The following is a 25,289-nucleotide window of genomic DNA, read 5'->3' on the forward strand; positions in this document are numbered from 1 at the left end:
GTGCTGCTGTGGAAGGAGGGACAACGGGGCCGGACGCGTGCGCCCGGCCCCGTTCCGTCAGCCGACGTGCTCCTCGTAGTACTTCGTGATCGTCTCGAGGGTCTTCTTCGCCGACTGCTGCCCGTTGATGAGCTTGCCGACCTCGGCCGTGGTGGGATCGGTGCCGAGTTCCTTGCCCTCGACCGCCCACTTCGCGCTCTCCTTCGCGTAGGAGCTCGAGATCGGGTCGGCTGCGTCGATCTCCTTCTGGTACAGCGCGAAGGAGTCCTTGGCCGCCTGGGACTCGAACGGGTACTGGATGTCCAGACCGGTCTCGACCGGCAGGAAGCCGTTCGTCGTCACGAGCTTCGCGTAGTTCGTCGGGTCGTACATGTAGTCGATGAACTTCTTCGCCGCGGCACCGCGGGCGTCCGAGTTCTCGAAGCCGACGATGTTGCCGCCGTAGTTGATCTCGGTGGCGTGGGTCGGGTCGGCCGGGGTGGCGGCGCTCGCCCAGTCGAAGTCGGTGATGTTCGACGCGAAGTCCGACGACTGCCAGACACCCGAGAAGTAGGCGACGACCTGACCGCTCTTGAACAGGGCGTTCGGGTCCTGACCGCTCGTCCACACCGACTTCGGCATGACCGAGTCGTCGTTCATGTCGGCGAAGTCCTGCAGTGCGTCGACGGTCTTCGCGTCGGTCGGGAAGGAGCCGTCCTTCTCCTGCTGCATGAAGTCGGTGCCCTTGGTGAACATGTAAGCGCGCAGACGCGACGGTGACGAGTCGAACACCATGTCGTACTTCGCGCCGGTCTTCGCCTTCACCTTGTCGGCGGCCGTGAGGAACTCGTCCCAGGTCCACGCCTTCGCGGGGTCATTCGGGTAGTCGACGCCGGCCTTCTCGAACAGCGACTTGTTCACGAACAGGCCGGCAGCGGTGACGTCGGACGGGATCGAGGTGACCTTGCCGTCGTCGTCCTTCGCGATGATGTCCTGGTCGATCTTGTTCGCGTCGTCGTCGACGATCGAGGCCAGGTCGACGGTCTTGCCGGTCCAGATCGGGTCGATGCCGGCGGCGCGCACGACGTCGGGCAGCGAGTTCGCCTGGGCGGACTCGCGGAGCTTGGTCTGCAGCCCGTCGTACGGCAGGTTCACGATCTTGACCGTGACGCCGGTCTTCTCCTCGTACGCGGTGGCGAGGTCCTGGTAGCCCTTCTCCTGCGCGGTGGAGGTGGAGAGCCAGAAGGTCAGCTGATCGACCTTGCCGCCGTCGCCGGAGCTGCCGGAGGCACAGCCGCTCAACAGGGCCAGTGCGGCGATGCCGCCGGCGAGCGCGAGCATTCTCTTGGATGACTTCATCGTCACTGCTTTCGTTCGGGACCACTGGCGTCTGCCGTGGGCGAGCGTTCGGGGTGTCTCGGCCGAGGACCCCAGGTCTACACGACGTGAGCGCTCATGGCAAGCGCTTTCCTGCCCGATGTTCTGACAATGTGACCAGCCGTCTCGGAAGGCCGCGCCGGCGGCGCGGACGCTGGTCGGGCCTCCCGGGAAATCGCTATCCTCGCCACAGACCGCGCACGGCGCGGACCGGACTGGAGGCACGACATGCCCGAGCGAGGCACCGTCACCCTGGCCGACGTGGCCGAGCTCGCAGGCGTGTCGCTCGCGACCGCCTCGCGGGCGCTGAACGGCAGCACGCGGAAGGTCCGACCGGAGTCGGTGGACCGTGTGCAGGCCGCCGCCCACGAGCTCCGGTACACCGCCAACGTGCAGGCGCAGGCCGTCGCTCGCGGGACCACCACGACCCTGGCGCTCGTCGTCGGCGACATCGCCGACCCCTACTTCGCCGCGATCGCCGCCGGGGCGATCCGGGCTGCCGACGACGCCGGGCTCGTGGTGACGATCACCTCGACCGGCGGGGATCCTTCGCGCGAGGCTGCGGTGCTCGGCGTCGTCGCCGGACTCCGCCCGCGGGCCGTGGTGCTCGCCGTGAGTCGTCGACTCGGTGCCGGGCAGACGTCGGGAGCGTCGGACTCCGCAGCTGCCGTCGGCGCGCTCGTCGCCGCCGGTGCCGGGGTGTCCGCGCTCGTGTCCGACCTCGACGGTGCCGCCGCCGGGGTGCCCGGCGTGCACGGGGTCGTCATCCGGAACCTCAGTGGTGCCGCGGCCCTTGCGGGTGCGCTGGTCGAGCAGGGGCACGACTCGTTCGCCGTCCTGTCCGGCGACCCGGACCTGGCCACGGCGCACGCCCGGGTCGAGGGCTTCGTCGCAGGGCTCGCCGCGCACGGCATCCGGGTGCCCGATGACTCGGTGGTGCCCTCGGCGTTCACGCGCGACGGCGGGTACCAGGCGATGGTGACCCTGCTCGACCGGGCGGCGGGCGGTGCGTGGGCGTTGCCGCGGTGCGTGTTCGCGGTCACTGACCTGATGGCGGTGGGGGCGGTCGCGGCGATCCGGGAGCGCGGGCTCGTCCCCGGGGTGGACGTCGGCGTCGCGGGGTTCGACGACGTGCAGATGCTCGCCGACGTCGTGCCGGCGCTCAGCACGGTGCGGCTCCCGCTGGAGGAGATCGGGGAGCGGGCGGTGCGGCGGGCGCTGGGGCTCGAGGCCGACGGTGCCATCGACGGCGAGGTCGTCCTGCGCGCGAGTACGGCGCGGTAGCGCGGCGCTTCGTGAGCAGAAAAGGTCGGGTCCGGCGCCGCCACTCGACCTTTTCTGCTCACTGAGTGTGGCGCCGGCGGCTGGTCGGGCTCGAGGGCGCGCGACACGCCGACGCCCGGACGTCGAGGTTCCACAACACGCCGCGGGTTCGGCGCCGAGGTTCCACGGAGTGCCGCCTGGCGCGCCGAGGTTCCGAGATCTCGGAACCTCGGATGGCGCGGTCGGGAGCGTCCCGGGCGGTCCCCATCGGCCACCGGCGCATGCGGAGCGTCGCACGACACTCCGACGCCCGGGGCGTCGAGGTTCCACAACACGCCGCGGGTTCGGCGCCGAGGTTCCACGGAATGCCGCTCAGCGCCCCGAGGCTCCAAGATTTCGGAACCTCGGGCGCGGGCCTCGGGCGCGGGCCGCCGCCGCAGCAGCCGCCGCCGCCGGACCCGGGCCGCGCGTGTGCGTTCGTGTTCGGGTACTACTGCAGCGCGCCGGGCGTGGTGTACGGTTCCGGGCAAGCGCTTTCCACCACGCGGAGAGCAGGCCACAGCGAGCAAGGGAGCACGCGTTGACCACCACGCGCACCATCGGCATCATCATGAACGGCGTCACCGGACGCATGGGCTACCGCCAGCACCTCGTCCGGTCGATCCTGGCCATCCGCGAGGACGGCGGACTCCGGCTGCCGGACGGCTCCCGCGTGCAGCTCGAACCGATCCTGGTCGGCCGCAACGCCGCGAAGCTCGAGGAGATCGCCACCCGCCACGGCCTCGAGCACTGGACGACCGACCTCGACGCCGCCCTCGCGGACCCGCGCTGGGACGTCTTCGCCGACTTCGCCGTCACGAGCGCCCGCGCCGATGCGCTGCGCAAGGCGATCGCCGCCGGCAAGGCGGTCTACACCGAGAAGCCGACCGCCGAGACCTCCTCGGAAGCGCTCGAACTCGCCCGTCTGGCCGCCGAGGCCGGGGTCCCGAACGGCGTCGTGCACGACAAGCTCTACCTGCCCGGCCTCCGGAAACTGCGCCGCCTGATCGACTCCGGGTTCTTCGGGAAGGTCCTCAGCGTCCGCGGCGAGTTCGGCTACTGGGTGTTCGAGGGGGACTGGCAGACCGCGCAGCGCCCGAGCTGGAACTACCGGCAGCAGGACGGCGGCGGGATCGTCGTCGACATGTTCCCGCACTGGAACTACGTGCTCGAGCAGCTCTTCGGCCGCGTCGAGTCCGTGTACGCCCGCGCCGTCACGCACATCGAGCAGCGCACCGACGAGCAGGGTCACGAGTACCCGGCGACCGCGGACGACGCCGCCTACGGGGTCTTCGACCTGGCCGGCGGCATCACGGCGCAGATCAACTCGAGCTGGGCGGTCCGGGTGGACCGTGACGAGCTCGTCGAGTTCCAGGTCGACGGCACCGACGGCAGCGCCGTCGCGGGGCTGTTCGGCTGCCGCATCCAGCCCCGGACGGCGACGCCGAAGCCGGTGTGGAACCCCGACCTGAAGGACGACCGCGACTACAAGGCGCAGTGGCTCGAGGTCCCCGACAACGAGGTGTTCGGCAACGGGTTCCGCGCCCAGTGGGAGGACTTCCTGCAGGACCTGGTCGCCGGCCGCCCACACCCCTACGACCTGCTCTCCGGTGCCCGCGGCGTGGCGCTGGCGGAGGCCGGCCTGCGGTCCAGCACCGAGGGTCGACGCGTGGACCTGCCGGAGCTGCACCTGCCCACGGGGGCCGAGCCGCGCCTCCAGGTCGAGACACCGGAGGTCGCCCAGCACACCGAAACGGTCGGCGCACGCGCATGACCGACCTCACCCTCCTCGCCGCTGACGGCTCGACCAGCCGGGCGACCCTGAACCCGCCGGCAGTCACCGCCGCCGCCAAGCCGACCGCGCCCCTGACCGAGCGCCTCGTCTACGCGGCCGCCCACGTCGTCCCGCGCGCCGCCGCCGACAACACCCCCGGCGCCCCGGCCGACCTCGACTGGGACGCCACCCTCGCGTTCCGCCACCACCTGTGGTCGTGGGGTCTCGGCGTCGCCGACGCGATGGACACCGCGCAGCGGAACATGGGCCTCGACCCGGCCGCGACGCGCGAACTCACCACCCGCAGCGCCCGCGAGGCGCACTCCGTCGGCGGCCGCCTCGTCGTCGGCGTGAACACCGACGACCTGCCGGACGACGGGGACGACCTGCCCACCGAGCAGCGGGTCGTCGACGCGTACGTCGCCCAGCTCCACCACGCCGAGGATGCCGGCGCCGGCGTCGTGCTCATGGCGAGCCGCCACCTGGCCCGACTCGCGCAGCGCGCAGACAGCGACAGCCCCAGCAGCAACGCCGCCGCCAGCACCTACCGCCGCGTCTACGGCCGGGTCATCGAGCGGGCGAGCGCCCCCGTCGTCCTGCACTGGCTGGGGGAGGCCTTCGACCCCGCCCTCGCCGGCTACTTCGGCGGGCAGCAAGGCCCCGACACCGTGCTCGACATCATGCGCGACGCCGGGCCGAAGGTCTCCGGCATCAAGATGAGCCTGCTGAACGCCCGCGCCGAGGTCGCCCTCCGCTCCCAGCTCCCCGCGACCGCCCGGATGTTCACCGGCGACGACTTCCACTACGTGGACCTGATCGCCGGAGACCGGGCCGGAGACCGGGCCGGAGACCGGGCCGGAGACCGAGCCGGAGCACGGGGCCGAGCCCACTCCGACGCCCTCCTCGGCGCCTTCGCCGCCATCGCCCCCATCGCCTCCGCAGCCGTCCAGGCCCTGCCCGACGAGACCGCCTACCGCACCCTCCTCGCCCCCACCGAGGCGCTCTCCCGCCACGTCTTCAGCGCCCCGACCTGGCACTACAAGACCGGCATCGCGTTCCTCGCCTGGCTGAACGGCCACCAGCCTGCCTTCCAGATGGTCGGCGGCCAGCACGCCGGCCGCTCCCTGCCGCACCTGTCCGAGACCGTCCGGCTCGCGAACGCCTGCGGCGCCCTCGAACACCCGGACCTCGCCGCCTCGCGCTGGCACGCGCTGCTCACGGTGGCCGGCGTGGGGACACGGCCGACCGGGAGGCCCGGATCACCCACCGTCGACCGCACCGTCGCCGAGGTGGTCGCGTGACGACCGCGGCGGACGCCGTCACGCCGGTCCGGTCCGCCGGTGCTGCGCCGCATCCGCGACTGTCGGTCAACCAGGCGACGATCAAGTACGCGCCGCTCCGGCAGGCGCTCGACACCGTGGCGGAGGCCGGCGTCGGTGCGATCGGCACCTGGCGGGAGCCCGTGGCCGAGGTCGGTCTCGCCGAGGCCGTCCGGATGGTCGCGGACTCCGGGCTCCGGGTGTCGTCGCACTGCCGTGGAGGCTTCTTCACCCTCCCGCCAGGCACCGCGCGGCAGCGGGCGCTCGACGACAACCGCCGCGCGATCGACGAGACCGCCGCCCTCGGCGCGGCCGGAGCACCCGGTTCGGCGCCCGTGCTCGTGCTCGTCGCCGGGGGACTGCCCGAGGGGTCGCGCGACCTGGTCGACGCCCGGGCCCGGGTGGCCGATGCGCTCGCCGATCTGGTGCCGCACGCCCTCGACGCCGGTGTCCAGCTCGCCGTCGAGCCGCTGCACCCGATGTACGCCGCCGACCGAGCCGTGGTGTCCACGCTCGCGCAGGCGATCGACCTGGCGGCGCCGTTCCCGGCCGCTGCAGTGGGGGTCGTGGTCGACACGTTCCACGTGTGGTGGGACCCGGCGCTCGCGGCGTCGATCGCCCGCGCCGGGGCTGCCGGGCGGATCGCGTCGTACCAGGTGTGCGACTGGACCACCCCGATCGCGGCGGACCCGCTGCTGTCCCGGGGCTACCCGGGGGACGGCCACGTCGACTTCGGGCCGGTGACGGACGCGGTGGTCGCTGCCGGGTACAGCGGTGACGTCGAGGTCGAGCTCTTCAACCAGGCGATCTGGGACACCCCGCCCGCCCAGGTGGTGGCGCGCGTCGTGCAGGCGTTCGACGCAGCGGTCCCACTCCCGCGCTGACCGTCCCGCGCGGCAGCCGTCGTCAGCGCGCCCGGCGGACCAGCACCACGCTGTCGAGCACCTCGTGGGGGTCGCCGTCGGGAGTCGTCGCGGTGCGCGGCCGGAGTTCGGCGGCGACGACGTCCCACGAGCCGTCGAGCTGCAGGGCCGTCAGGTCCGCGTCGGGCGTCGGGAACCGGTACTCCCGCATCTCGGCCGGCAGGTCGTCGTGCGGAGGGGCAGCGTGCGCGGTCACGAGCAGGTGCCCGCCGATCGCGACGAACCCGGTCGCCCGGCACAGGATCTCCGCGCGCGGGATCTCCACCGGCCACGACTGCAGGAACGACGCCGTCACCAGGTCGAAGCGCGCAGCCGTCTCCCACGTGGCGAGGTCGGCAGCGACGAACGCCGTCCGTGCCTCGACCCCGGCCGACACGGACGCCCGCGAACCGCGCTCGATCGCCGTCACCGACAGGTCGACCCCCAGCGCGTCCCAACCCTGCTCGGCGAGCCAGACGACGTCCCCGCCCTCACCGCAGCCGAGGTCGAGCGCGCGCCCCGTCGGCAGCACCCCGGCGACGTCGGCCAGCACCGCGTTCACCCGGCCGGACCAGATCCCGTCCCGCTCGGCGTACCGCTGCTCCCACCAGTCGCGGGCCGAGGCGGTGGGGGAGCGGACGCCGTCGGTGGTGGTCTCGTGTGCATGCATCTGCCCACTCCAGCGCACCCGCCGGGCCCGACCCAAGCCCTGTTGCCGCCCCAGCAACGTCGCACGGTGCGAGGCGGACCCGCACCGCGCCTCCCGGCCGCCCGATCGTGAGCAGAAGATGTCGGGTCGCCGTCACGGACCCGACCATTTCTGCTCACGAAGCGCACGCGCCGCGCGCCCGCACGCCCCGCGCGCACGCGCCCCGCTACTCGGCGGGAGGGATGGGCTCCGCGTTCTCGATGCGGGCGCTCGCCGTGGCCATGTGCTCGTCCATCGCACGCTGCACGGCGGGCACGTCGCCGGCCCGGAGTGCCTCGTAGATCGCGCGGTGTTCGTCGTAGGCGGCCTCGGTGGCCTGGCGGGTCTGCACGCGGCGGCCGACCCACACGCTGAGCATCGAGCGCAGGCTCTGCAGCAGGTCGCCGAGCACGTCGTTCCCGGCGGCGCGGGCGAGCAGGACGTGGAAGCGGACGTCGGCGTCGATGAAGGCCTCGGGGTCGTCGAGCGTGGCCTCTTGCCGGACGAGGTACTCGCCGAGCTCCGCGACCTGCTCGGGCGTGGCGCGCTGCGCGGCGAGGATCGCGACGGTCCGCTCGAGCGAGGACCGGACCTCGAGCAGCTCGCGCGTGCGGTTCGAGGCGAGCATGAGCCCCCACGACAGCGTCGTCGGCAGCAGGTCCGACGTGCCGCCCTGCAGGTACGTGCCCGAGCCGGGGCGGATCTGCACGATGCCCAGGATCTCGAGGGCCGCCAGGGCCTCGCGCACGGCGGAGCGTCCGACCCCGAGCCGTTCGGCCAGGATCCGCTCGGACGGCAGTCGCGAACCGGGGGCCAGCTCGCCCGCGGTGAGCAGGGACACGAGCTGTCGGGCGACCTCGGAGGCGGGCGACCCCGCGGGCACGGACTCGAGTTCGAGTCGGATGTTGAGGGGGTCGTCCGGGCTGAACGCGGGCATGCAGTGAGCGTACCGTTCGGTCAACCGGTTGGGCTTCGAGGCACTCGGGATGGTTTGGTCAACCGGTTGACAAGTCGGATTCGAATCCGCACACTGGACCAGGCGCACCGATGCGCCCGCTCCGTCCGGGCGCAGCAGCACGGGTCGGAGTCGTACCACCCCCACCGAGCAGGAGTCATCGTGGACATCCCCGCCACGCGAGGCATCCCCACCTCGGTCGTCGAGAAGACGGCCATCCGCAAGATCGCGATCCGCATCGTGCCGTTCGTGGCACTGATGTTCTTCATCAACTTCCTCGACCGCACCGCGATCTCCTTCGCGGCCCCGAACGGCATGGAGGCGGACCTCGGTCTGACCGCCGCCCAGTTCGGGTTCGCCTCCGGCGTGTTCTTCATCGGCTACCTCGTGCTCGAGGTGCCCTCCAACCTGGCGCTCCACAAGTTCGGCGCGCGCATCTGGCTCGCGCGCATCATGATCACGTGGGGCATCGTCTCGCTGCTCTTCACGTGGGTGCAGAACTACCCGCAGCTCGTCGGGCTGCGCTTCCTGCTCGGCATCGCCGAGGCCGGCTTCTTCCCCGGCGCGATCCTGTTCCTGTCGACGTGGGTGCCCGCCCGGCACCGCGGCAAGATGCTCGCGCTGTTCTACCTGGCCCAGCCCCTGACGAGCGTCATCGGCTCCCCGCTCGCCGGCTGGCTGATGACCCACGAGGGCATGCTCGGCGGCCTGGCCGGCTGGCGCTTCATGTTCCTGTGCGTCTCGATCCCGGCGATCATCGTCGGCGTCCTGTGCCTCTTCGTGCTCAAGGACAAGCCGTCGCAGGCGAAGTGGCTCGACGAGGACGAGAAGCTGTGGCTCGAGGGTGCCCTCGCAGCCGAGAACAAGGCCAAGGGCGGGGGAGACGGTCACGGCAAGGGCGGTCTCCGTGCAGCCTTCGGTTCCGGCCGCGTCTGGATGCTCGCCGCGGTGTACTTCGGCTTCATCTACGGCCTCTACGCGCTGAGCTTCTTCCTGCCGACGATCATCGACGGCTTCCAGGAGCAGTTCGGCACCACGTTCGACCTGTTCCAGAAGGGCATGATCACGGCGATCCCGTACGTCCCCGCCGCGGTCGTCCTGTACTTCTGGTCGCGTGATGCCTTCCGCCGTGGCGTCCGGGTCTGGCACATCGCCGTCCCCGCGCTCGTCGGTGGTCTGAGCATCCCGGTCGCGCTCTACATGAACAGCCCGGCCGCCACGATCGCCGTCATCGCGGTCACCGCGTGTGCGATCTTCGCCGCGCTGCCGAACTTCTGGACCGTGCCGACGCAGTTCCTGACCGGTGCCGCCGCTGCCGCGGGTGTGGCGCTCATCAACACGATCGGCAACCTCGGTGGGTTCGCCGCCCCGTACATCACGGGCGTCGTCAGCGGGTGGACCGGCGGGTACCAGGTCCCGATGTTCATCGTCGGCTTCTTCATGGTGCTGTCGAGCGTGCTGATGTTCGTGCTCGGTCGGAACACCAAGCGGAACGAACGACGGGACGCCGACGCTGCGGCGCAGGCCACGACGACCACGACCCAGGAGAGCCACGCATGACCCGCCTGTTCAACGACCCGGCCGACTTCGCCGACGAGATGGTCGACGGCTTCGTGGCCGCGAACCAGGCCCGGGTCCGCAAGGTCCACGGCGGCGTCGCCCGCTCGACCACCAGCCCCGAGGGGACCGTCGCGCTCGTCGTCGGCGGTGGCTCCGGCCACTACCCGGCGTTCGGCGGACTCGTCGGGCACGGTCTGGCAGCCGGTGCGGCGATGGGGAACCTGTTCGCCAGCCCGAGCGCCCAGCAGGTCACGGCGGTCGCGAAGGCGTCCGAGCACGGCGGCGGGGTGCTGCTGAGCTACGGCAACTACGCCGGCGACGTGCTCAACTTCGACGCCGCGGCGCGGGCACTGGCCGACAGCGGGATCGACGTCCGCACCGTGCGGGTGACCGACGACGTCGCCTCCGCCCCGAGCGCCGAAGCCCACAAGCGTCGTGGCATCGCCGGTGACCTCTGCGTCTTCAAGATCGCCGGTGCCGCAGCGGAACGCGGGGACGACCTCGACACGGTCACCGCGATCGCGACCCGCGCCAACGACCGCACCCGGAGCTTCGGCGTCGCCTTCTCCGGCTGCTCGCTCCCCGGCGCGGACGAACCACTCTTCACCGTCCCCGAGGGTCGGATGGCCATCGGCATGGGCATCCACGGCGAACGCGGCATCGCCGAAGCCGACGTCCCCACCGCGTCCGGACTGGCCGACCTGCTCGTCGACAAGCTGCTCACCGAGCTGCCATCCGGTGTCGTCGTCGACGGGGCACGCGTCGTCCCGATCCTCAACGGCCTGGGCAGCGTCAAGTACGAGGAGCTCTTCGTCGTCTTCGGCGCCGTGCAACGCAAGCTGACGGCGGCCGGCGCCGTCGTCGTCGAGCCCGAGGTCGGCGAACTCGTCACGAGCTTCGACATGGCCGGCGTCTCGCTGACGCTCTTCTGGCTCGACGACGAACTCGAGCAGCTCTGGGGCGCGCCCGCCGACAGCCCCGCGTACCGCAAGGGCGGTGCCGTCCCCCAACAGCCGGTCGCACCCGAGGCCCTCGCCGCGGACGAGCAGGCACCGGTCACGCCCGGCACCGAGGCGTCGCAGGCGTCCGCCGCCCGGGTCGCCGAGGCGATCACGGCCATCCGCACCACCATCGACGACCACGCCGACGAGCTCGGTCGGATCGACGCCGTCGCCGGCGACGGCGACCACGGCATCGGGATGCAGCGCGGCTCCACCGCCGCGGACCGCGCCGCTTCGGACGCGGTGACGCGCGGCGCCGGCGCCGGCAGCGTCCTGGCGATCGCCGGAGACGCCTGGTCCGACAAGGCCGGTGGCACGTCCGGCGCGATCTGGGGAGCCGCCCTGGAGGCACTGGGTCGCGTCCTCGGGGACGCGTCACGTCCGACCGCCGCCACGGTCCAGAGCGCGGTACACGCCGCCACCGAGGCGGTCCTCGCGTTCGGCGCCGTCCCCGGCGACAAGACCATGGTCGACGCGATCGTCCCGTTCGACCAGGTCCTCACCGACCGCGTCGCGGCCGGCGACGACCTGGTCCGTGCCTGGTCGGCCGCGTCCGCCGCGGCGACTGCGGCCGCCGACGCGACCGCTGACCTGCTGCCGAAGATGGGCCGCGCCCGCACCCACGGCGAGGACGCGGTCGGCACCCCCGACGCCGGCGCGATCTCGTTCGCCCTGATCACCGCCGCGGTCCTCGCGACGCTGGCCGAGAAGTAAGGAAGCCCCCCATGACCGAGCAGCAGTTCCGCATCGTCGTCGGCTCGGACGACGCCGGGTTCGACTACAAGGAGATCATCAAGGCCGACCTCGCGATGGACCCGCGCGTGGTCAGCGTCACCGACGTGGGCGTCGACGCGGACGGGCACACCGCGTACCCGCACGTGGCTGTCGATGCTGCACGACTCGTGGCGAACGGTGAGGCCGACCGCGCGATCCTGATCTGCGGCACCGGACTCGGTGTGGCGATCGCGGCGAACAAGGTCCCCGGCATCCGGGCCGTCACCGCGCACGACTCGTTCAGCGTCGAGCGTTCGGTCCTGTCGAACGACGCCCAGGTCCTCTGCATGGGCCAGCGGGTCGTCGGCGTCGAGGTCGCACGCCGGATGGCTCGCGAGTGGTTGGGCTACGAGTTCGACCGCTCCAGCGCCAGCGCGTCGAAGGTCGCTGCGATCTGCGAGTACGACGGCAGCGCACCGGTCGGGACCGACGCCTGATGCCGGCGACCACGGCGGCGGCCCCGATCACGATCGGGGTGTCGCTCAAGATGTACTTCGGGCACGCCCGGACGCTCGAGTGGGCGGCCGCCGTGGCCGACATCGCCCGGACCCACCCGGCGGTGCAGTCCGGCGCCGTCGAACTCTTCGTCATCCCGACGTTCCCCTCGCTCGTGCCGGTGCACGCCGTGCTCGAGCGCACCCCGGTGCTCCTCGGCGCGCAGGACCTGGCGTGGGCCGACGAGGGCGCCTTCACCGGTGAGGTGTCCGGCCGCGAACTCCGCGAGGTCGGGGTCGACCTGGTCGAGATCGCGCACGCCGAGCGTCGCTCCCTGTTCCACGAGTCCGACCAGGACATCGCCGGCAAGGTGCACGCCGCCTTCCGCAACGGCCTGCGTCCCCTCATCTGCATCGGTGAGACCGACCGCGCGGCCGACGGCGACCCGTCCGCTGCCGTCGCCGAGGTCACCGCGCAGCTCGACCGCTTCGTCGCGACGGCCGTCGCCGACGGGCTCGCCGGACCGGTCATCGCCGCCTACGAGCCGGTCTGGGCCATCGGCGCACCGGAGCCGGCGCCCGACGAGCACATCGTCGCGGTGCTCGCGGGCATCGAACAGCACCTGGCGAACCGGCCGGAGCTCGCCGGTTCGGTCGTCATCTACGGCGGCAGCGCCGGGCCTGGTCTGCTCACCCGGGGACAGGGCCGTATCGGTGGCCTGTTCCTCGGCCGCTTCGCCCACGACCCCGAGGCGATCCGCACCATCCTCGACGAAGCCCAGGCGCTGGAGGTGACCGCATGACCTCCCTGCTCGGCCTCTCCACCTACGCCTACTCCTGGCGCATGTCCGACCGTGTGCCGGCACCGCTGTCCCTCGACGACGCCCTGCGCGACGCCGCGGCCCACGACGGCGTCGACCTCTTCCAGATCTGCGACCACCTGCCGCTCGACACCGCGTCCGACGACCGGCTGCGCGCGATCCGGACGCTGGCCGACGACCTCAGGCTCACGCTCGAGGTCGGCACCCGCGGCACCGATCCGGCGCACCTCGCTCGGTACCTGCACGTCGCGCAGGTGCTCGGCGCGACGCTCGTCCGGTCGATGTGGACGAGCGGCGACGACCAGCCGGACGCCACCGAGACCGAACGCCGTCTGCGCCAAGCGCTCCCCGCCTACGAGGCGGCCGGGGTGACGCTCGCCCTCGAGACCTACGAGGTCGTCGCCACCGCCGACCTCGTCGCGGTCGTGCAGGCGATCGGCTCCGACCACCTCGGCATCTGCCTGGACCCGGCGAACACCGTCGCACGGCTCGAACACCCCGACGACGTCGTCGCGATGACCGCCCCGCGCGTCGTCAACTGGCACGTCAAGGACTCCGGGTTCACCCGGTCGCCGGGGTGGGTCGGGTTCCAGTACACCGGCGTCCCGATGGGCACCGGGGTCGTCGACCACGACAGCATCCGCGCCGCGATCGACCCCGACGCCCGGGGGATCAACCGCGTCATCGAGTTCTGGCTGCCCTGGCAGGACGAGCACGCGGGCGCCGACCCACGACCGGGCGAGACGCCCGCACAGACCACCACCCGCATCGAGGCGGCGTGGACCGAACACACCATCGAGCACATCAGGAGCAAGGAATCATGACCGACACCGTCACCACCCCCCACACCGTCGCTGCCGGATCCGGTACGGCCGACGTCACCGTCGCCGTGATCGGTGCCGGCGGCAAGATGGGCACCCGCGTCTCGAACAACTTCGCGAAGAGCGAGTACACGACGCTCTACAGCGAGGCCTCGCCCGCCGGGCAGGAGCGCATCCAGGCCCTCGGCCGGTCGCTCACCGACAGCGTCGAGGCCGCCAAGGTCGCCGACGTGGTCATCCTCGCCGTGCCGGACGTCCTGCTCGGCACCATCTCGGAGCAGCTCGTCCCGGTCATGAAGTCGGGTGCCAGCATCCTGACGCTCGACCCGGCCGCCGCCTACGCCGGACTGCTCGCCAAGCGCGAGGACGTCCACTACGCCGTGGCGCACCCGTGCCACCCGTCGGTGTTCCTCGAGCGCACCACCAAGGCCGAGTGGGACGACACCTTCGGGGGCATCGCCGCCCCGCAGGAGGTCATCGCGGCCTTCGACGCGTCCGAGTCCCTCGGCGACGAGGACGAGCGTGCCAAGGCGATCGCCGAGGCCGTCATCACCACCATGTACGCCCCCGTCATCCAGGTGCACTGGGTCACCGTGAAGCAGCTGGCCGTGCTCGAGCCGACCCTGGTCGAGACGATCGCCTGCATGATCGGTGACTTCCTCAACGACGCCCTCGAGGAGACCGTCACCGGTGTCGGCGTGCCCCGCGAGGCCGCCCGCGCCATGCTCTACGGCCACACCTGGATCGCGCTGACCAACGGCCTGCGCGGGTCGAACCCGTTCTCGGACGCCTGCCACATCGCCATGGGCTACGGCCGCGAGAAGCTCATCAAGGAGGACTGGAAGCAGGTCTTCGACGACAGCGAGCTCGACAGCGTCATCGCGAAGATGCTCAAGATCGACGCCGTCCGCCGCTGACGTTCGTCTGATCCGCCAGAGCGACAGATTCCCGCCGACCATCGGCGGGAATCTGTCGCTTTCGCGGTACTCACCGCCCGCTACCCCGGCAGCGGCCCGCCGCGGGGTCCCCAGGCCTCGGCGAGGGTGATCGAGGCGACCCCGGGCACCGTCAGCGCCTCCACCGACGCCGCGAACCACGCCCGCGCCGCCGCCGAGTGCTGCGCCGGATCCGTCGCGTCCGCCACGAACTGCGGCCCGTACCCGGCCTCGACCGTCGCGTCGGTCACGACGGGGCGCGCGGACGTCGCCACCGCGTTGAACCGTGGCCGCAGCGTCACCGGTCCGACGTGCAGCGCCCTGCCGGCGGCGAGCCGGGAGGCGCTCATCACCACCCAGCGCTGCATCCGGATCGACTCGGTCACCTGTTCGGGCGATCGGTCGTGCATCTGCGGCGTCACGCTGAACGTCAGAGGCCCGTCCCAGTCGCGTAACAGGTCGACGGTCCGGTTCAGCTCGGTGAAGTGCGCGCGGGTGCCCGCCACGACCTCGAGGTCGCCCGCAGCAGCCGCGGCGTCGCGCAGGGCCTGCTGCAGCGCCGGGGTCGTCACGTGCGAGGTCGGGTCGAACGCGCCGATCCGCACGACCGCGCCCGAGTCGAGCACGTCGTCGATCGCGGCACGCAGCCGATCCGGGTCGTCGGTGACGAACCGGACGTCGAGCGGCCCGCCACCCGCATCGCGTCGCGCCGAGGCCAGCACGGCCCCGACGTTCGGATCGCCGAGCACGGGTTCCACCAAGACCGGCACGCCGAGTGGGCGCGCGTCGGCCGGGCGCGTAGCCGCCGGGGCCGAGGCAGCGAGCAGCTGGAGCGTCGGCGGCGGGGCGACCACGGCGGTGGGAGCCGGCCCGTCCAGGAACGCGAGGTCCGGGGCGGGGGAGGCCGTGCCTCCCGGTCGGTCGTCCGTCGTCGCGCGCAGCGTGAGCGACTGGTGGACCACGGAACCCGCGTCGAGCGCGACGGGGAACGGCTCGGACAACGGCGTCGAGTAGGTCTTGAACGAGGCGTCGGTCCAGTTCCGCTGGTCCTCCGTCTCGAACACGTCGCCAGCCAGGTCGAGCGACAGCGCGACCCGACCCGTCGACCAGTCCAGCCCCGACAGGTCGGCGGCCGGCTGGTGCGGCGCGATCCAGGTCGGGAACGCCGCCTCGGTGACGGTGCCGGACGGGTGCCGCGCGGTGACGGGCGCGCCGGCGAGGGTCGGCGGGTGGAGCACGACCAGGCCGATGCGGTTGCGGCGGAACGGCGTCGTCGTGGTACCGAGCGCGTCGACGTGCAGGGTGGGGCCGCCGACGGTGACCTCGAGGGTGTACCGGAGCACCTCGGTGCCGTCGTAGCGGGCGCTGGCCTCGATGCGGAGCCGCCCGCTGCTGCCTGGGTCGGAGGACAGCGTCTGGGTGAGCACGGTGTCGTCGGCGGTGCGCCAGTCGTGGTCCCGCGTCACGAAGCGGATCGCCCGCAGCACCGGTTCACCGTCGTACGCCAGGTCGGCGAGCTCGGCACCGCGCAGCGTGAACCGCCACGCTCCGATCGACACCACAGCGCCCATCGACGTCAGAGCGCCCATCGACGTCAGAGTCATGGCTCATGACTACCACCGGTCAACCGGTTGGGCAATGATGGGTCCGTGGAGCGACGACGCTCCCAGGACGGAGTTCCCGCATGACCGCACGACTCGACCACTCGACCGCACTCGTCACGGGGGCGGGCTCCGGCATCGGCCGTGCGATCGCGGACCGGTTCGTCGCCGAGGGAGCGCGTGTGGTCTACGCCGACCGGGACGCGACGGCGGCGGGCACCGCAGCAGCGGCAGCCGGCGCGCTCGCGCTGCCGCTCACCATGGACATCGCCGACGAGACGAGCGTCGCGGCCGGGTTCGCCGCCCTCGCGGAGCGCGACCTGACGCCGAACGTGGTGGTCGCGAACGCCGGTGTGCAACTGTTCGGCCAGGACGCTGCGGTCGCGGACGTGTCGCTCGACACCTGGAACCGCACGGTCGCGGTGAACCTGACGGGCACGTTCCTGACCGTGAAGCACGCCGTCCGGGCGATGCTCGCGGCCGGCGGCGGCGGGTCGATCATCGCGACGGGCTCACCCACCGGGCTGAACGGCGAGGGCGCGGGCTTCGCGGCCTACTCCTCGACCAAGGGCGGTATCCACGCGCTCGTCCGCGCGACCGCGATGGCCTACGCGCGGGACGGCATCCGGGTGAACACCGTCGTGCCGGGCTACACCGAGACCGGGCTCGTCTCGGCGATCTCCGGCGACCCCGAAGCGCGGGCCGCGATCGTCGCCCGCACGCCCCTCGGCCGCCCCGGGACCCCCGACGACGTCACCGGCATCATGGTCTACCTGGCCAGCGCGGAGTCGTCCTACGCGACGGGCGCTGAGTTCCGCGTCGACGGCGGCATGACGAGCCTCTGACCGCGGCGTTCCGCGAAAGCGACAGTGTGCCGCCAACGGTTCGCGGCACACTGTCGCTTTCGCGGACGTGACGGCACGCGGCCGGCGAGATCCGTCGCCTTCGCAGGACGCACCTGCACCCCGACCGGGAGGCCCGGCGCGGCCCCGTCAGGCCGGCGTGCGGTGCGCGAGCAGTGCGCCCAGGGCCGCGGCCCCGCCCGCAGCGTCCGGCACCGTCACCATCCGTGCCTGCCCGCCGCGGAGCCGTGCCACGAGGCCCGGACCGGACCGCACCACGTACGCGACCCCACGGCCGGAGAACCGGTAGCCCCAGCCGCCCCACTGTCCGGGCGAGACGTCCTCCCACCCGCAGGACTCGATCCGCTCGAGCGGGACGCGCATGAGCGGGATGCGGGTCCACGTCGAGGTCAGTCGCATCCCACGCCGGTCCACGGTGAGCTCGACCCGGGCGAGCACCAGCACGGCGAGCCCAGCGACGACCAGCACCGCTCCGGAGGCGACGGCCGTACCGAGGTCGGCCGGAGCCATCGCGAGCCCCGTGCCGATCCCGAGTCCGACCACGACGGCCCCGAGCGCCGCGAACCAGCGACTGCCGATGCGGGCGCGCCACGCGACCCGTGTGTCCGCCCCGATGCGCAGCGGTTCGACGTCGTGCGCGGGCACCGGTGGAGCCGACCGGACGAGCGCGACGACCGGCACCGCGGCGATGACCGCGCTGACGGCCAGGAACGGCACGGTCCACCAGCCGGACAGCGTCCCGTCGCCGACGGTGTTCGTCGCGGCGAGCACGATCCAGGCGGTGCCGAGACTGCCGGCGAACAGGTTGGCGACGAGCACCAGGGTGGCGGCGGTCCGGCGATCGGGCATCCGCAGCGCCGCGATCGCCAGGGCAACGGCGCCGGCGGTCACCGCGAGCGTGATCCAGAACACCGGCCAGGGCGAACTCCAGCCGTCCGCGGTGCCGTCGGCCCCGAAGTGGACGGCCATGCGGTCCGGCAGGCTCGGTGCGGCGACGAGGGCCGCGACCACCAGGGCGAGCAACACCACCATCCCGGGTGCCACCACCGCCAGGCGAGTCCTTGCGTGCATCGGTCGGTTCGTCATCGTGCCCCCTTGATCATCGTGAACAGGTCGTCGAGCGGCACCCCGAGCGTGTCGGCCTGGTCGCGCAGCTCGTCCACGAGCGTGCGCAGCCGGTCGAACGACGCGTTGCCCGATCGCAAGACCGTTGCTCCGCGACCCCGCCGCAGTTCGATCAGTCCGTCGTCCTGCAGCTGCGCGTAGGCGCGCAGCACCGTGTGCATGTTGACGTCGACCGCGGCGGCGAGGTCGCGCGCCGACGGCAGGCGTTCCCCGCTCGTGAGGTCTCCGCGTGCGATCGCGTACCGGATCTGCGACGCGACCTGTTCGGCGAGCGTGGCCCGTGCGGTCGGGTCGACGGTGATCAACATGTTCGCATTGTATGCGAACAATCCCGCCGTGGCGAGGGTTCTCGTGTCGCGCTCTCCGGCCTTTGGCCATGGAACGCAGGCCCCCGTCCGGGGGTACGGCGTCCGGGTACTTTCGGCTGCAGCGAACCACTCGCTATTCAGGGAGAAAACCACGATGACGAACTACGAATCCGCCGACGGGGTGGAGCCCGTCCAGGTCACCACCTACCGTCTCGTCCGCAAGGCCGCCCGACGTGGTTGGGCTGTGCCCACCGACGAGGCCGAACCGTCCCTCGCCGACCTCGTGAGCACCCGCGGCTCCGCGCGCCCCGAGGCCCGCTGACCCCGCCACCGACGCCGCATGGGGGCCAGCAGTATCGTCGGCTCATGCCCCCTTCGACCCGAGCGGTCACCCGTGGCGTCGAGGTCGGGACCCGAGGCTCCGACACCGGCGTCCCCGTACTGGTCCTGCACGGCAGCCCCGGCGGGATCGACGTCGCCGAGTTGATGGGGGCGTTCCTGCCGTCCGAGGACTTCCGCGTGGTCACGGTCTCGCGACCGGGCTACCTCGGCACTCGGCTCGACGCCGACCACTCCACGATCGACGACGAGGCCGACCAGCTCGCCCGGGTCCTCGACGACCTCGGCATCGACCGGGTCGGCGTGCTCGCCTGGTCCGGTGGTGCTCCGGCCGCGTACCGACTGGCGGTCCGCCACCCGGATCGGACCAGGGCGCTCGCCGTCGCCTCCGGGGTGTCCGGTCGCTGGGTCCCCGGGTCGGCGGGACCGGCCGAACGACTCGTGACCGACACTGCGTTCGGCGCCGGTCTCGCATCGGCCGCTGCGCGCATCGCCCCGGCTGCCGCGGCACGCGCTGCGGTGGCCGGCGTGAGCACCCTGCGTGGCGGTGCCCTGCGGGAACACGTCGCCGGCGTCCTGGCCGACCCGGTGCGGCGGGCGTTCCTGCTCGGCCTCGCCCGGACCGGCAACGCCTCCGGACCCCGACGCGCCGGCTGGGACAACGACGTGCGCCAGCTCGCGGCCGTCGAGTCGCTCGACCTCGGTGCCGTCCGAGCCCCGACGCTCCTGGTGCACGGCGACGCCGACACCGAGGTCCGGCCGGACGACAGCACCCGCGCCGCCGCAGCGATCCCCGGCGCCGAGCTCGTCACGCTGCCGGGTGGCACGCACTTCGCGCTCTGGGACCACCGCGACGCCGCCGCCGTGCAAGTACAGGTGCGCGCACACCTGCAGCAGCTCTGACCACCGGTTCGCCCGCTTGCTCACGATCCGGTATCGACGAGGTCTCGATCGCGACACGACGCCCCGTGCGTGACCACGGCGCTGCCACGATGGCGGGTATGGCTTCCCTCCGACTCGCACTGCCCCTGGTCGTCGGCGCACTGCTCGCATCCGTCGCCCTGTCGTCGTGCTCGGCCGACGCCTCGTCGGCACCGGCGCCGACCTCGTCGAGCGCTCGGTCGGCGGACGCAGCGGTGGACGCACCGGCGGCGTCCCCCACGGTGGACCCGATGGAGGAGGACCGGAGCGCCGCGGCCGTCTGCGGGCAGATCAGCGCGCTGTCGACGATCGCCCTCAACGCCTCGGACGGTCGTTCCCGCGGTGCCCTGACCGATGCGCAGTACGAGGCGCTGATCGCAGCGGAGCGCTTCGGGTACGAGCACCTGTCGAGCAGCGACGAGCGGCTCGACAACGCCATCGACTACGCGCACGAGTACCTCGACGCCCACCCGGCACCCGCGTCGGGGCCGGCGCTCGAGGACAGCCCCGAGTGGGAGCTCGTCGGACGCACCTTGAACACCGCGTGCCAGCAGGCCGGATCGAACGTGGTCGCGACCGCTCAGTCCGGCGGCTGATCGCGACTCGTCCGGCGGCCAGAGCGCACCGGGGCACCAAGAACACCAGGGTCACGCAACGGTCTCGGTCCGCTCGACCGACGCGATCAGCGCGTCCAGCGCACGGTCGAGCTCCGGCACCGTCACCGCCCCGTACCCCAGCACGACCCCGGCCGGGGTGCTGCCCGGAGCCATCCCGTACTCCTCAAGTGTCGAGACGAGCACGCCGGCACCGGCCATCCGCGCCGCGACCTCCTGCCCCGTCGCCCGGCCTGACCACACGACCACGGCGTGCAGTCCGCCGGTCAGGGCACGGGCCTCCAGTCCGGCGACGCCGTTGAGTCGAGCCGCGATCCGGGCGCGACGGTGCGTGTAGTCGCGCCGGACCCGGCCGAGGTGCCGGCGGAGCGCGCCGGTCCGGAGCAGGTGCGCGAGCGCGACCTGCACGGGCTCGGCGACGACCGCGCCGCGGGCGCGACGGGCAGCGAGCACCGCGTCGGTGACCCCGGCCACGGATCCGGCCCCGACCGGTACACCTGCCGCCCCGGGCAGCACGACGTAGGAGCAGCGCAGCCGCGGGTCGAGCGTCTTCGAGAACCCGCCGACGTGCAGCACCACCCCGTCGGCGTCGAGCGCTGCGAGTGCGGGCACGGGGCTGCCGCGGTGCCGGAACTCCGAGTCGTAGTCGTCCTCGACCACGAGCGTGCCCGTCGCCGCAGCCCAGGCGAGCAGCCGCTGCCGTCGCGCCACCGGCATCACCGAACCGAGCGGGTACTGGTGCGTCGGCGTGACGAGCACGACGTCGACCGGCGGTGCGGCGGTCAGGGCGTCGAGGTCCATCCCGTCGTCGTCGAGCGGGATGCCGAGCACGATCCCGCCCGCGCTGAGCACCGCACGCTGACCGGTCCGGTACCCCGGGTCCTCGACCGCGAACACGGGGGCGCGACCGAGGTGCACGCGGAGCGCCTCGGTGACGAGCGACAGCGCCTCGGAGGTCCCCGCGGTCAGCAGCACCCGGTCGACCGACGGCGCGAACCCGCGACTCAGGCCGAGCTGCGCCACGACCTGCGCGCGGAGCTCCACCGTGCCGAGGGGGTCCGCGACCGCGTTCCGCAGTGGGGCGTCGGCCGCCGCCCGCCAGGCTGCGCGCCAGTCCCGCTGCGCGATCGCGGTGACGGCGGGGACCCCGGGGCGGCAGTCGACGGTCCGGGCGGCGGCTGACGCTGACGCTGACGCCGCAGCTGACGTCGCCGCCGGCGCACGCGGGTCCGTCGCCGGCAGCAAGTTCCCGATTCCCACGCCCCCGCTGAACGCCCCGGCCGACGCGACGACCCTCGCCACCGCACCGTGCCGCGTCCGGATCCAGCCCTCGCCGTCGAGCTGGTCGTACGCGGCGACGACCGTTCCGCGTGCGACGCCGAGCTCGGCGGCCAACGCCCGGGTCGACGGCAGCGGATCGCCCTCGCGCAGCGTGCCGTCGTGGACCATCCGTCGGATGCGGGCGACGACCCCTGCGGTCTTGCCGGACTGGTCCACCACGATCACCTCGATCTGGTCCACGCACTGGACCACTGTCGAACCTAGCGTTGCCAGCATGAGCACCCCCAACCCCGCCGACGGCCCTGACCTGCGGGTCCGCCGCATCCGCGAGCGCCAGTCCGACGACCCCGCCGTCCTCCGGGCGATCCTCGCCGAAGCACATCTCGCCCACGTCGGGTTCGTCCGCGGCGGCCACCCGATCGTGCTGCCCTTCCTGTGCGGCGTCGGGGACCTCGGCGCCGGCCCGGTCCTGCTGCTGCACGGCTCGACCGGCGGCGGCCTCTTCCTCGGAGCAGGGGCCGCCGGCGTGCGGGTCGCAGCGACGGTCACGCACCTGGACGGGCTCGTGTTCGCCCGTTCGACCTTCGACAGCTCCGCGAACTACCGCAGCGCGATGATCGCGGGCGCCGCGACGGTCGTGCCGCCCGAACTCCGCACCGAGGCGCTCTGGCAGGTCTCCGACCACCTCATGCCCGGCCGCCGCGACGAGGTCCGCGAGATGACCCCGAAGGAGGTCCGCGCCACCCAGGTCCTGCAGCTGCCCCTCGACCGCGCGAGCGTGAAGGTCCGGTTCCAGGGCAACGGCGAGGCCGCGGACGACGGCGAGGACCACACGGTCTGGGCCGGCGTGCTGCCGCTCGCCGTCCGCGCCGGCGTCCCGGTACCGGGGGACATCTCGGGGGACGCCCCGGTCGACGCGTCCGTGGTGGCACTGGCGGCTCGCCTCGACCGCTTGTCGTCCGACCGGGAGGCCCGGATCGCCGCCGTCATGCGGGTCGCGTCCGTCTGAGGCCGGCTCTTCGGGCCCCTGGCGCCGATCCGCCGCATCTGAGCGACCTGCGAGGACCGCCCGTTCCTGTGACGAGCCGCAGGAACACTCCGGGACTGCCCAGCCTCGATCCGCCCCGTGACCAATACGTTACTTTCCGGATCGCCCAGCGGTCCCGACCCGGAAGGACCCATGGGACGCCACGCCCTGCCTGCAGCAGCCGAAGACCGACAGCCCCCGCGAGGGACCCCGCACACCGCGGTGGAACCCGCTCCGGCGTCTCCGCAGCCGCAGCCATCCCGTCCCCGTGGTCGTCGCTCGGCCCTCGGTCCCGCTGCTGCCCGGGCCACGTTCGTGGAGCACCCGAAGCCGACCCGTACCGTCCGGATGCAGCCGCGTCCGCTCCCAGTCGCTTCGAGCGCCGGTGCGGCCGTCCTGAGCCGGAAGGCCGTCCTGCGTGCCGAGCGGGCCGTCGACCCGCGGCACATCCGCCGCACCGCGAACGCCAAGCGTGCCGCGATCCTGCTCGCGCCGGCGATCGCCGTGACCTCGAGCCTGACCCTGGCCGTGCCGGCGAACGCGGCGACCCCGGCCGAGATGCAGCAGGGCACGACGACCTCGCAGGCCGCGCAGACCTTCACCGTGGCGCACGACGTCAAGGTCCCCGTCGTCACCACCGACGGCATGACCACCACGACCACGGTCGTCTCGTACCCGACGCTCGACCTGCGCTTCGGGGTGACGACGGCCCAGGCGCAGTCAGCCCTGTCGGCGGCGCTGTCCGCCGGTGGCGACCGCGCCACGATCGTCGAGACCGCCCTGCAGTACATGGGGGACCCGTACGTCGAGGGCGGCGCGAGCCACGAGGGCATCGACTGCTCCGGCCTGACGATGGTCGCGTACGCCGCGGTCGGCATCCCGCTCGTGCACTACGTCCCGACGCAGGACGCCGCGGCGACGACGATCCCCGAGTCCGAGGCGCTGCCCGGCGACATGGTCGTGTACGACGACGAGGACCACGTCGGGCTGTACCTCGGCCAGGGACTCGTGCTGCAGGCACCGCACCCGGGCGAGGTCGTCGACATCGTGCCGATGTACTCGGCCGCGCACCACTTCGCGCGCCTGCTGCCCGCCGGCAGCTGATCCGACGCAGGCGGGGCCGTCGACGGTGACCATCCCGGCCACCGGAGGGTCCGGCAGCGACGTGTCACGGGCCTCCCGTATCCTGGCCTGATGGCTTCCGACACCCGTACCCCGTTCGAACAGCAGCAGTCTGCTCGTCCGCAGGTGCGCCCGCGCACCGAGGGCTGGAAGCAGGCGACCGACACCGACGGCCGTCCGCTGCTGCAGTTCGCGTCGCCGAAGCGCGGCAAGCCGCCCGTGCACCTGGCCGACCTGACGGCCGAGGAGCGCGAGGCCCGCGTCAAGGAACTCGGGCTGCCGGGCTTCCGCGCGAAGCAGCTCGCGACCCACTACTTCACGCACTACACGTCCGACCCGGACAAGATGACCGACCTGCCGGCCGCCCAGCGCGAGCAGCTCGTCGCCGGGATGCTGCCGCCCCTGCTGACCGAGACCCGGCGGCTGGCGACGGACAACGGCGACACGATCAAGTTCCTGTGGAAGCTGCACGACGGCGCCCTGGTCGAGTCGGTGCTCATGCGGTACCCGGGTCGCATCACGCTCTGCGTCTCGTCGCAGGCCGGCTGCGGCATGAACTGCCCGTTCTGCGCCACCGGCCAGGCGGGGCTGACCCGCAACATGTCCACCGCCGAGATCATCGAGCAGATCGTCCGGGCCAACGCGGCCATCGCCGCCGGGGAACTCGGGGGCGATCCCCGCAAGGGCGGCAAGGACCGCGTCGACGCCGAGCGCGTCACGAACATCGTGTTCATGGGCATGGGGGAGCCGCTCGCCAACTACAAGCGGGTGATGGACGCCGTGCGGTTGATGGTCGCGCCGCAGCCGAACGGCCTCGGCATGAGCGCCCGCGGCATCACGATCTCGACCGTCGGGCTGGTGCCCGCGATCCTCAAGCTGGCGGACGAGAACATCCCGGTGACCTTCGCGCTGTCGCTGCACGCCCCTGATGACGAGCTCCGCGACGAGCTCATCCCGGTGAACTCGCGCTGGAAGGCCGACGAGGCGATCGACGCCGCACACAACTACTACGTCAAGACGGGCCGCCGTGTCTCGATCGAGTACGCGCTCATCAAGGACATGAACGACCACGCCTGGCGTGCCGACCTGCTCGCCGAGAAGCTCAACAAGCGCGGCAAGGGCTGGGTGCACGTCAACCCGATCCCGCTCAACCCGACGCCGGGCTCCGTGTGGACCTCGTCCGAGGTGCACGTGCAGGACGAGTTCGTCCGCCGGCTCAACGCCGCGGGCATCCCGACGACCCTGCGCGACACCCGCGGCAAGGAGATCGACGGGGCCTGCGGGCAGCTCGCTGCAGCGGAGTAGCCCCGCCGCCGACGGGGACTCCCGGGCCGACACGCCCGGGAGGAACCACGGTTGGCGAGGCCCCCGGAGCCTGTGTAGTGTTACCTCTCGTTGCCACGGCGGCGGAGAACGGAACGGCTGAGACGGTCACTGGGTTTACCT

The 25,289-nt window shown here is 72.5% G+C and carries 24 protein-coding genes; 17 read left to right on the plus strand and 7 right to left on the minus strand.

Annotated features, from left to right (window positions below; genetic code table 11):
* Positions 1-57 precede the first annotated feature (57 nt).
* Positions 58-1,338: an ABC transporter substrate-binding protein gene (locus M4960_RS18750; RefSeq protein ID WP_248705086.1), complete on the minus strand. Its 1,281-nt coding sequence runs from the start codon at positions 1,336-1,338 to the stop codon at positions 58-60.
* Between the two features lie 246 nt (positions 1,339-1,584).
* On the opposite strand from M4960_RS18750, the gene M4960_RS18755 reads away from it, so the two are divergent.
* From M4960_RS18755 to M4960_RS18770, 4 genes are all read left to right on the plus strand, one after another.
* Positions 1,585-2,640 carry a LacI family DNA-binding transcriptional regulator gene (locus M4960_RS18755; protein WP_131922696.1) on the plus strand — a complete coding sequence of 352 codons (1,056 nt, stop codon included), beginning with the start codon at positions 1,585-1,587 and terminating at the stop codon, positions 2,638-2,640.
* Positions 2,641-3,229: 589 nt separating this feature from the next.
* Entirely contained in the window at positions 3,230-4,432 is a 1,203-nt protein-coding gene (locus M4960_RS18760; protein ID WP_248705104.1) for a Gfo/Idh/MocA family protein, read from the plus strand.
* Entirely contained in the window at positions 4,429-5,733 is a 1,305-nt protein-coding gene (locus M4960_RS18765; protein ID WP_248705087.1) for a DUF993 family protein, read from the plus strand. Before M4960_RS18760 ends, M4960_RS18765 begins: the two co-directional genes overlap by 4 nt.
* Positions 5,730-6,635, plus strand: a complete 906-nt coding sequence (locus tag M4960_RS18770; protein ID WP_248705088.1) for a sugar phosphate isomerase/epimerase — start codon at positions 5,730-5,732, stop codon at positions 6,633-6,635. Before M4960_RS18765 ends, M4960_RS18770 begins: the two co-directional genes overlap by 4 nt.
* Before the next feature lie 22 nt (positions 6,636-6,657).
* On the opposite strand, the gene M4960_RS18775 is transcribed toward M4960_RS18770, so the two are convergent.
* Both M4960_RS18775 and M4960_RS18780 read right to left on the minus strand, forming a co-directional pair.
* On the minus strand, positions 6,658-7,323 hold the full coding sequence (locus M4960_RS18775) for a bifunctional 2-polyprenyl-6-hydroxyphenol methylase/3-demethylubiquinol 3-O-methyltransferase UbiG (protein ID WP_248705089.1): 666 nt from the start codon (positions 7,321-7,323) through the stop codon (positions 6,658-6,660).
* 205 nt (positions 7,324-7,528) lie between these two features.
* Positions 7,529-8,278 (minus strand): FadR/GntR family transcriptional regulator, encoded by a 750-nt coding sequence (locus M4960_RS18780; protein WP_111086527.1) that lies wholly within the window; start codon positions 8,276-8,278, stop codon positions 7,529-7,531.
* Between the two features lie 180 nt (positions 8,279-8,458).
* Between M4960_RS18780 and M4960_RS18785 the strand changes: the two genes are divergently transcribed.
* The 6 genes from M4960_RS18785 to M4960_RS18810 are packed head-to-tail and all read left to right on the plus strand — an operon-like array spanning position 8,459 to position 14,624.
* Positions 8,459-9,856, plus strand: coding sequence for an MFS transporter (locus M4960_RS18785; protein ID WP_248705090.1), 1,398 nt, complete (start codon positions 8,459-8,461; stop codon positions 9,854-9,856).
* Positions 9,853-11,571, plus strand: a complete 1,719-nt coding sequence (locus M4960_RS18790) for a dihydroxyacetone kinase family protein (protein ID WP_248705091.1) — start codon at positions 9,853-9,855, stop codon at positions 11,569-11,571. Before M4960_RS18785 ends, M4960_RS18790 begins: the two co-directional genes overlap by 4 nt.
* Positions 11,572-11,582: 11 nt before the next feature.
* Positions 11,583-12,068 carry a ribose-5-phosphate isomerase gene (locus tag M4960_RS18795; RefSeq protein ID WP_248705092.1) on the plus strand — a complete coding sequence of 162 codons (486 nt, stop codon included), beginning with the start codon at positions 11,583-11,585 and terminating at the stop codon, positions 12,066-12,068.
* Positions 12,068-12,868, plus strand: a complete 801-nt coding sequence (locus M4960_RS18800; RefSeq protein WP_248705093.1) for a triose-phosphate isomerase family protein — start codon at positions 12,068-12,070, stop codon at positions 12,866-12,868. The genes M4960_RS18795 and M4960_RS18800 overlap by 1 nt, the downstream gene beginning before the upstream one ends.
* Positions 12,865-13,710, plus strand: coding sequence for a sugar phosphate isomerase/epimerase (locus tag M4960_RS18805; RefSeq protein WP_248705094.1), 846 nt, complete (start codon positions 12,865-12,867; stop codon positions 13,708-13,710). The genes M4960_RS18800 and M4960_RS18805 overlap by 4 nt, the downstream gene beginning before the upstream one ends.
* The gene (locus tag M4960_RS18810; protein ID WP_248705095.1) at positions 13,707-14,624 is read left to right on the plus strand and encodes a phosphogluconate dehydrogenase C-terminal domain-containing protein; all 918 of its coding nucleotides are present in this window, start codon (positions 13,707-13,709) and stop codon (positions 14,622-14,624) included. The genes M4960_RS18805 and M4960_RS18810 overlap by 4 nt, the downstream gene beginning before the upstream one ends.
* 80 nt (positions 14,625-14,704) lie before the next feature.
* Here the strand turns inward: M4960_RS18810 and M4960_RS18815 are convergent, their stop codons facing one another.
* Positions 14,705-16,246 (minus strand): hypothetical protein, encoded by a 1,542-nt coding sequence (locus M4960_RS18815; protein ID WP_248705096.1) that lies wholly within the window; start codon positions 16,244-16,246, stop codon positions 14,705-14,707.
* An 80-nt stretch (positions 16,247-16,326) separates the two neighbouring features.
* Here M4960_RS18815 and M4960_RS18820 point away from each other — a divergent pair, with 80 nt between their 5' ends.
* Positions 16,327-17,088 (plus strand): SDR family NAD(P)-dependent oxidoreductase, encoded by a 762-nt coding sequence (locus M4960_RS18820; RefSeq protein WP_248705097.1) that lies wholly within the window; start codon positions 16,327-16,329, stop codon positions 17,086-17,088.
* A gap of 147 nt (positions 17,089-17,235) precedes the next feature.
* On the opposite strand, the gene M4960_RS18825 is transcribed toward M4960_RS18820, so the two are convergent.
* Together M4960_RS18825 and M4960_RS18830 are read right to left on the minus strand one after the other, a co-directional pair.
* Positions 17,236-18,192, minus strand: a complete 957-nt coding sequence (locus tag M4960_RS18825) for a DUF1648 domain-containing protein (RefSeq protein ID WP_248705098.1) — start codon at positions 18,190-18,192, stop codon at positions 17,236-17,238.
* Complete coding sequence (locus M4960_RS18830) at positions 18,189-18,539, minus strand: GntR family transcriptional regulator (RefSeq protein WP_123936784.1); 351 nt, start codon at positions 18,537-18,539, stop codon at positions 18,189-18,191. Before M4960_RS18830 ends, M4960_RS18825 begins: the two co-directional genes overlap by 4 nt.
* A gap of 154 nt (positions 18,540-18,693) precedes the next feature.
* Between M4960_RS18830 and M4960_RS18835 the strand changes: the two genes are divergently transcribed.
* The 3 genes from M4960_RS18835 to M4960_RS18845 all read left to right on the plus strand — a co-directional run bounded on the left by M4960_RS18835 (position 18,694) and on the right by M4960_RS18845 (position 20,395).
* On the plus strand, positions 18,694-18,861 hold the full coding sequence (locus M4960_RS18835) for a hypothetical protein (RefSeq protein ID WP_159572230.1): 168 nt from the start codon (positions 18,694-18,696) through the stop codon (positions 18,859-18,861).
* Positions 18,862-18,905: 44 nt separating this feature from the next.
* Positions 18,906-19,781, plus strand: a complete 876-nt coding sequence (locus M4960_RS18840; RefSeq protein WP_248705099.1) for an alpha/beta fold hydrolase — start codon at positions 18,906-18,908, stop codon at positions 19,779-19,781.
* Between the two features lie 98 nt (positions 19,782-19,879).
* A complete protein-coding gene (locus M4960_RS18845; RefSeq protein WP_248705100.1) occupies positions 19,880-20,395 on the plus strand; it encodes a hypothetical protein in 516 nt (171 codons plus the stop codon).
* Positions 20,396-20,446: 51 nt separating this feature from the next.
* On the opposite strand, the gene M4960_RS18850 is transcribed toward M4960_RS18845, so the two are convergent.
* Complete coding sequence (locus tag M4960_RS18850; protein ID WP_248705101.1) at positions 20,447-21,934, minus strand: PLP-dependent aminotransferase family protein; 1,488 nt, start codon at positions 21,932-21,934, stop codon at positions 20,447-20,449.
* 34 nt (positions 21,935-21,968) lie between these two features.
* Between M4960_RS18850 and M4960_RS18855 the strand changes: the two genes are divergently transcribed.
* The 3 genes from M4960_RS18855 (at position 21,969) to rlmN (ending at position 25,148) form a co-directional block, all read left to right on the plus strand.
* Complete coding sequence (locus tag M4960_RS18855) at positions 21,969-22,703, plus strand: pyridoxamine 5'-phosphate oxidase family protein (protein WP_248705102.1); 735 nt, start codon at positions 21,969-21,971, stop codon at positions 22,701-22,703.
* A gap of 366 nt (positions 22,704-23,069) precedes the next feature.
* On the plus strand, positions 23,070-23,825 hold the full coding sequence (locus M4960_RS18860) for a C40 family peptidase (RefSeq protein WP_148058390.1): 756 nt from the start codon (positions 23,070-23,072) through the stop codon (positions 23,823-23,825).
* Between the two features lie 90 nt (positions 23,826-23,915).
* Positions 23,916-25,148, plus strand: coding sequence for a 23S rRNA (adenine(2503)-C(2))-methyltransferase RlmN (gene rlmN, locus M4960_RS18865; RefSeq protein ID WP_111086542.1), 1,233 nt, complete (start codon positions 23,916-23,918; stop codon positions 25,146-25,148).
* The last annotated feature ends 141 nt before the right edge of the window (positions 25,149-25,289 follow it).

Source organism: Curtobacterium sp. MWU13-2055 (assembly GCF_023242305.1).
Lineage (GTDB): Bacteria > Actinomycetota > Actinomycetes > Actinomycetales > Microbacteriaceae > Curtobacterium.

Bases quoted from the DNA above. Each gene is read 5' to 3' on its own strand.
- M4960_RS18780 (WP_111086527.1), bottom strand. From the start codon at position 8,278: ATGCCCGCGTTCAGCCCGGACGACCCCCTCAACATCCGACTCGAACTC.
- M4960_RS18845 (WP_248705100.1), top strand. From the start codon at position 19,880: ATGGCTTCCCTCCGACTCGCACTGCCCCTGGTCGTCGGCGCACTGCTC.
- M4960_RS18805 (WP_248705094.1), top strand. From the start codon at position 12,865: ATGACCTCCCTGCTCGGCCTCTCCACCTACGCCTACTCCTGGCGCATG.
- M4960_RS18800 (WP_248705093.1), top strand. From the start codon at position 12,068: ATGCCGGCGACCACGGCGGCGGCCCCGATCACGATCGGGGTGTCGCTC.
- M4960_RS18860 (WP_148058390.1), top strand. From the start codon at position 23,070: ATGCAGCCGCGTCCGCTCCCAGTCGCTTCGAGCGCCGGTGCGGCCGTC.
- M4960_RS18855 (WP_248705102.1), top strand. From the start codon at position 21,969: ATGAGCACCCCCAACCCCGCCGACGGCCCTGACCTGCGGGTCCGCCGC.
- rlmN (WP_111086542.1), top strand. From the start codon at position 23,916: ATGGCTTCCGACACCCGTACCCCGTTCGAACAGCAGCAGTCTGCTCGT.
- M4960_RS18755 (WP_131922696.1), top strand. From the start codon at position 1,585: ATGCCCGAGCGAGGCACCGTCACCCTGGCCGACGTGGCCGAGCTCGCA.
- M4960_RS18820 (WP_248705097.1), top strand. From the start codon at position 16,327: ATGACCGCACGACTCGACCACTCGACCGCACTCGTCACGGGGGCGGGC.
- M4960_RS18760 (WP_248705104.1), top strand. From the start codon at position 3,230: ATGAACGGCGTCACCGGACGCATGGGCTACCGCCAGCACCTCGTCCGG.
- M4960_RS18750 (WP_248705086.1), bottom strand. From the start codon at position 1,338: ATGAAGTCATCCAAGAGAATGCTCGCGCTCGCCGGCGGCATCGCCGCA.
- M4960_RS18840 (WP_248705099.1), top strand. From the start codon at position 18,906: ATGCCCCCTTCGACCCGAGCGGTCACCCGTGGCGTCGAGGTCGGGACC.
- M4960_RS18765 (WP_248705087.1), top strand. From the start codon at position 4,429: ATGACCGACCTCACCCTCCTCGCCGCTGACGGCTCGACCAGCCGGGCG.
- M4960_RS18815 (WP_248705096.1), bottom strand. From the start codon at position 16,246: ATGACTCTGACGTCGATGGGCGCTCTGACGTCGATGGGCGCTGTGGTG.
- M4960_RS18790 (WP_248705091.1), top strand. From the start codon at position 9,853: ATGACCCGCCTGTTCAACGACCCGGCCGACTTCGCCGACGAGATGGTC.
- M4960_RS18825 (WP_248705098.1), bottom strand. From the start codon at position 18,192: ATGACGAACCGACCGATGCACGCAAGGACTCGCCTGGCGGTGGTGGCA.
- M4960_RS18830 (WP_123936784.1), bottom strand. From the start codon at position 18,539: ATGTTGATCACCGTCGACCCGACCGCACGGGCCACGCTCGCCGAACAG.
- M4960_RS18775 (WP_248705089.1), bottom strand. From the start codon at position 7,323: ATGCATGCACACGAGACCACCACCGACGGCGTCCGCTCCCCCACCGCC.
- M4960_RS18795 (WP_248705092.1), top strand. From the start codon at position 11,583: ATGACCGAGCAGCAGTTCCGCATCGTCGTCGGCTCGGACGACGCCGGG.
- M4960_RS18835 (WP_159572230.1), top strand. From the start codon at position 18,694: ATGACGAACTACGAATCCGCCGACGGGGTGGAGCCCGTCCAGGTCACC.
- M4960_RS18810 (WP_248705095.1), top strand. From the start codon at position 13,707: ATGACCGACACCGTCACCACCCCCCACACCGTCGCTGCCGGATCCGGT.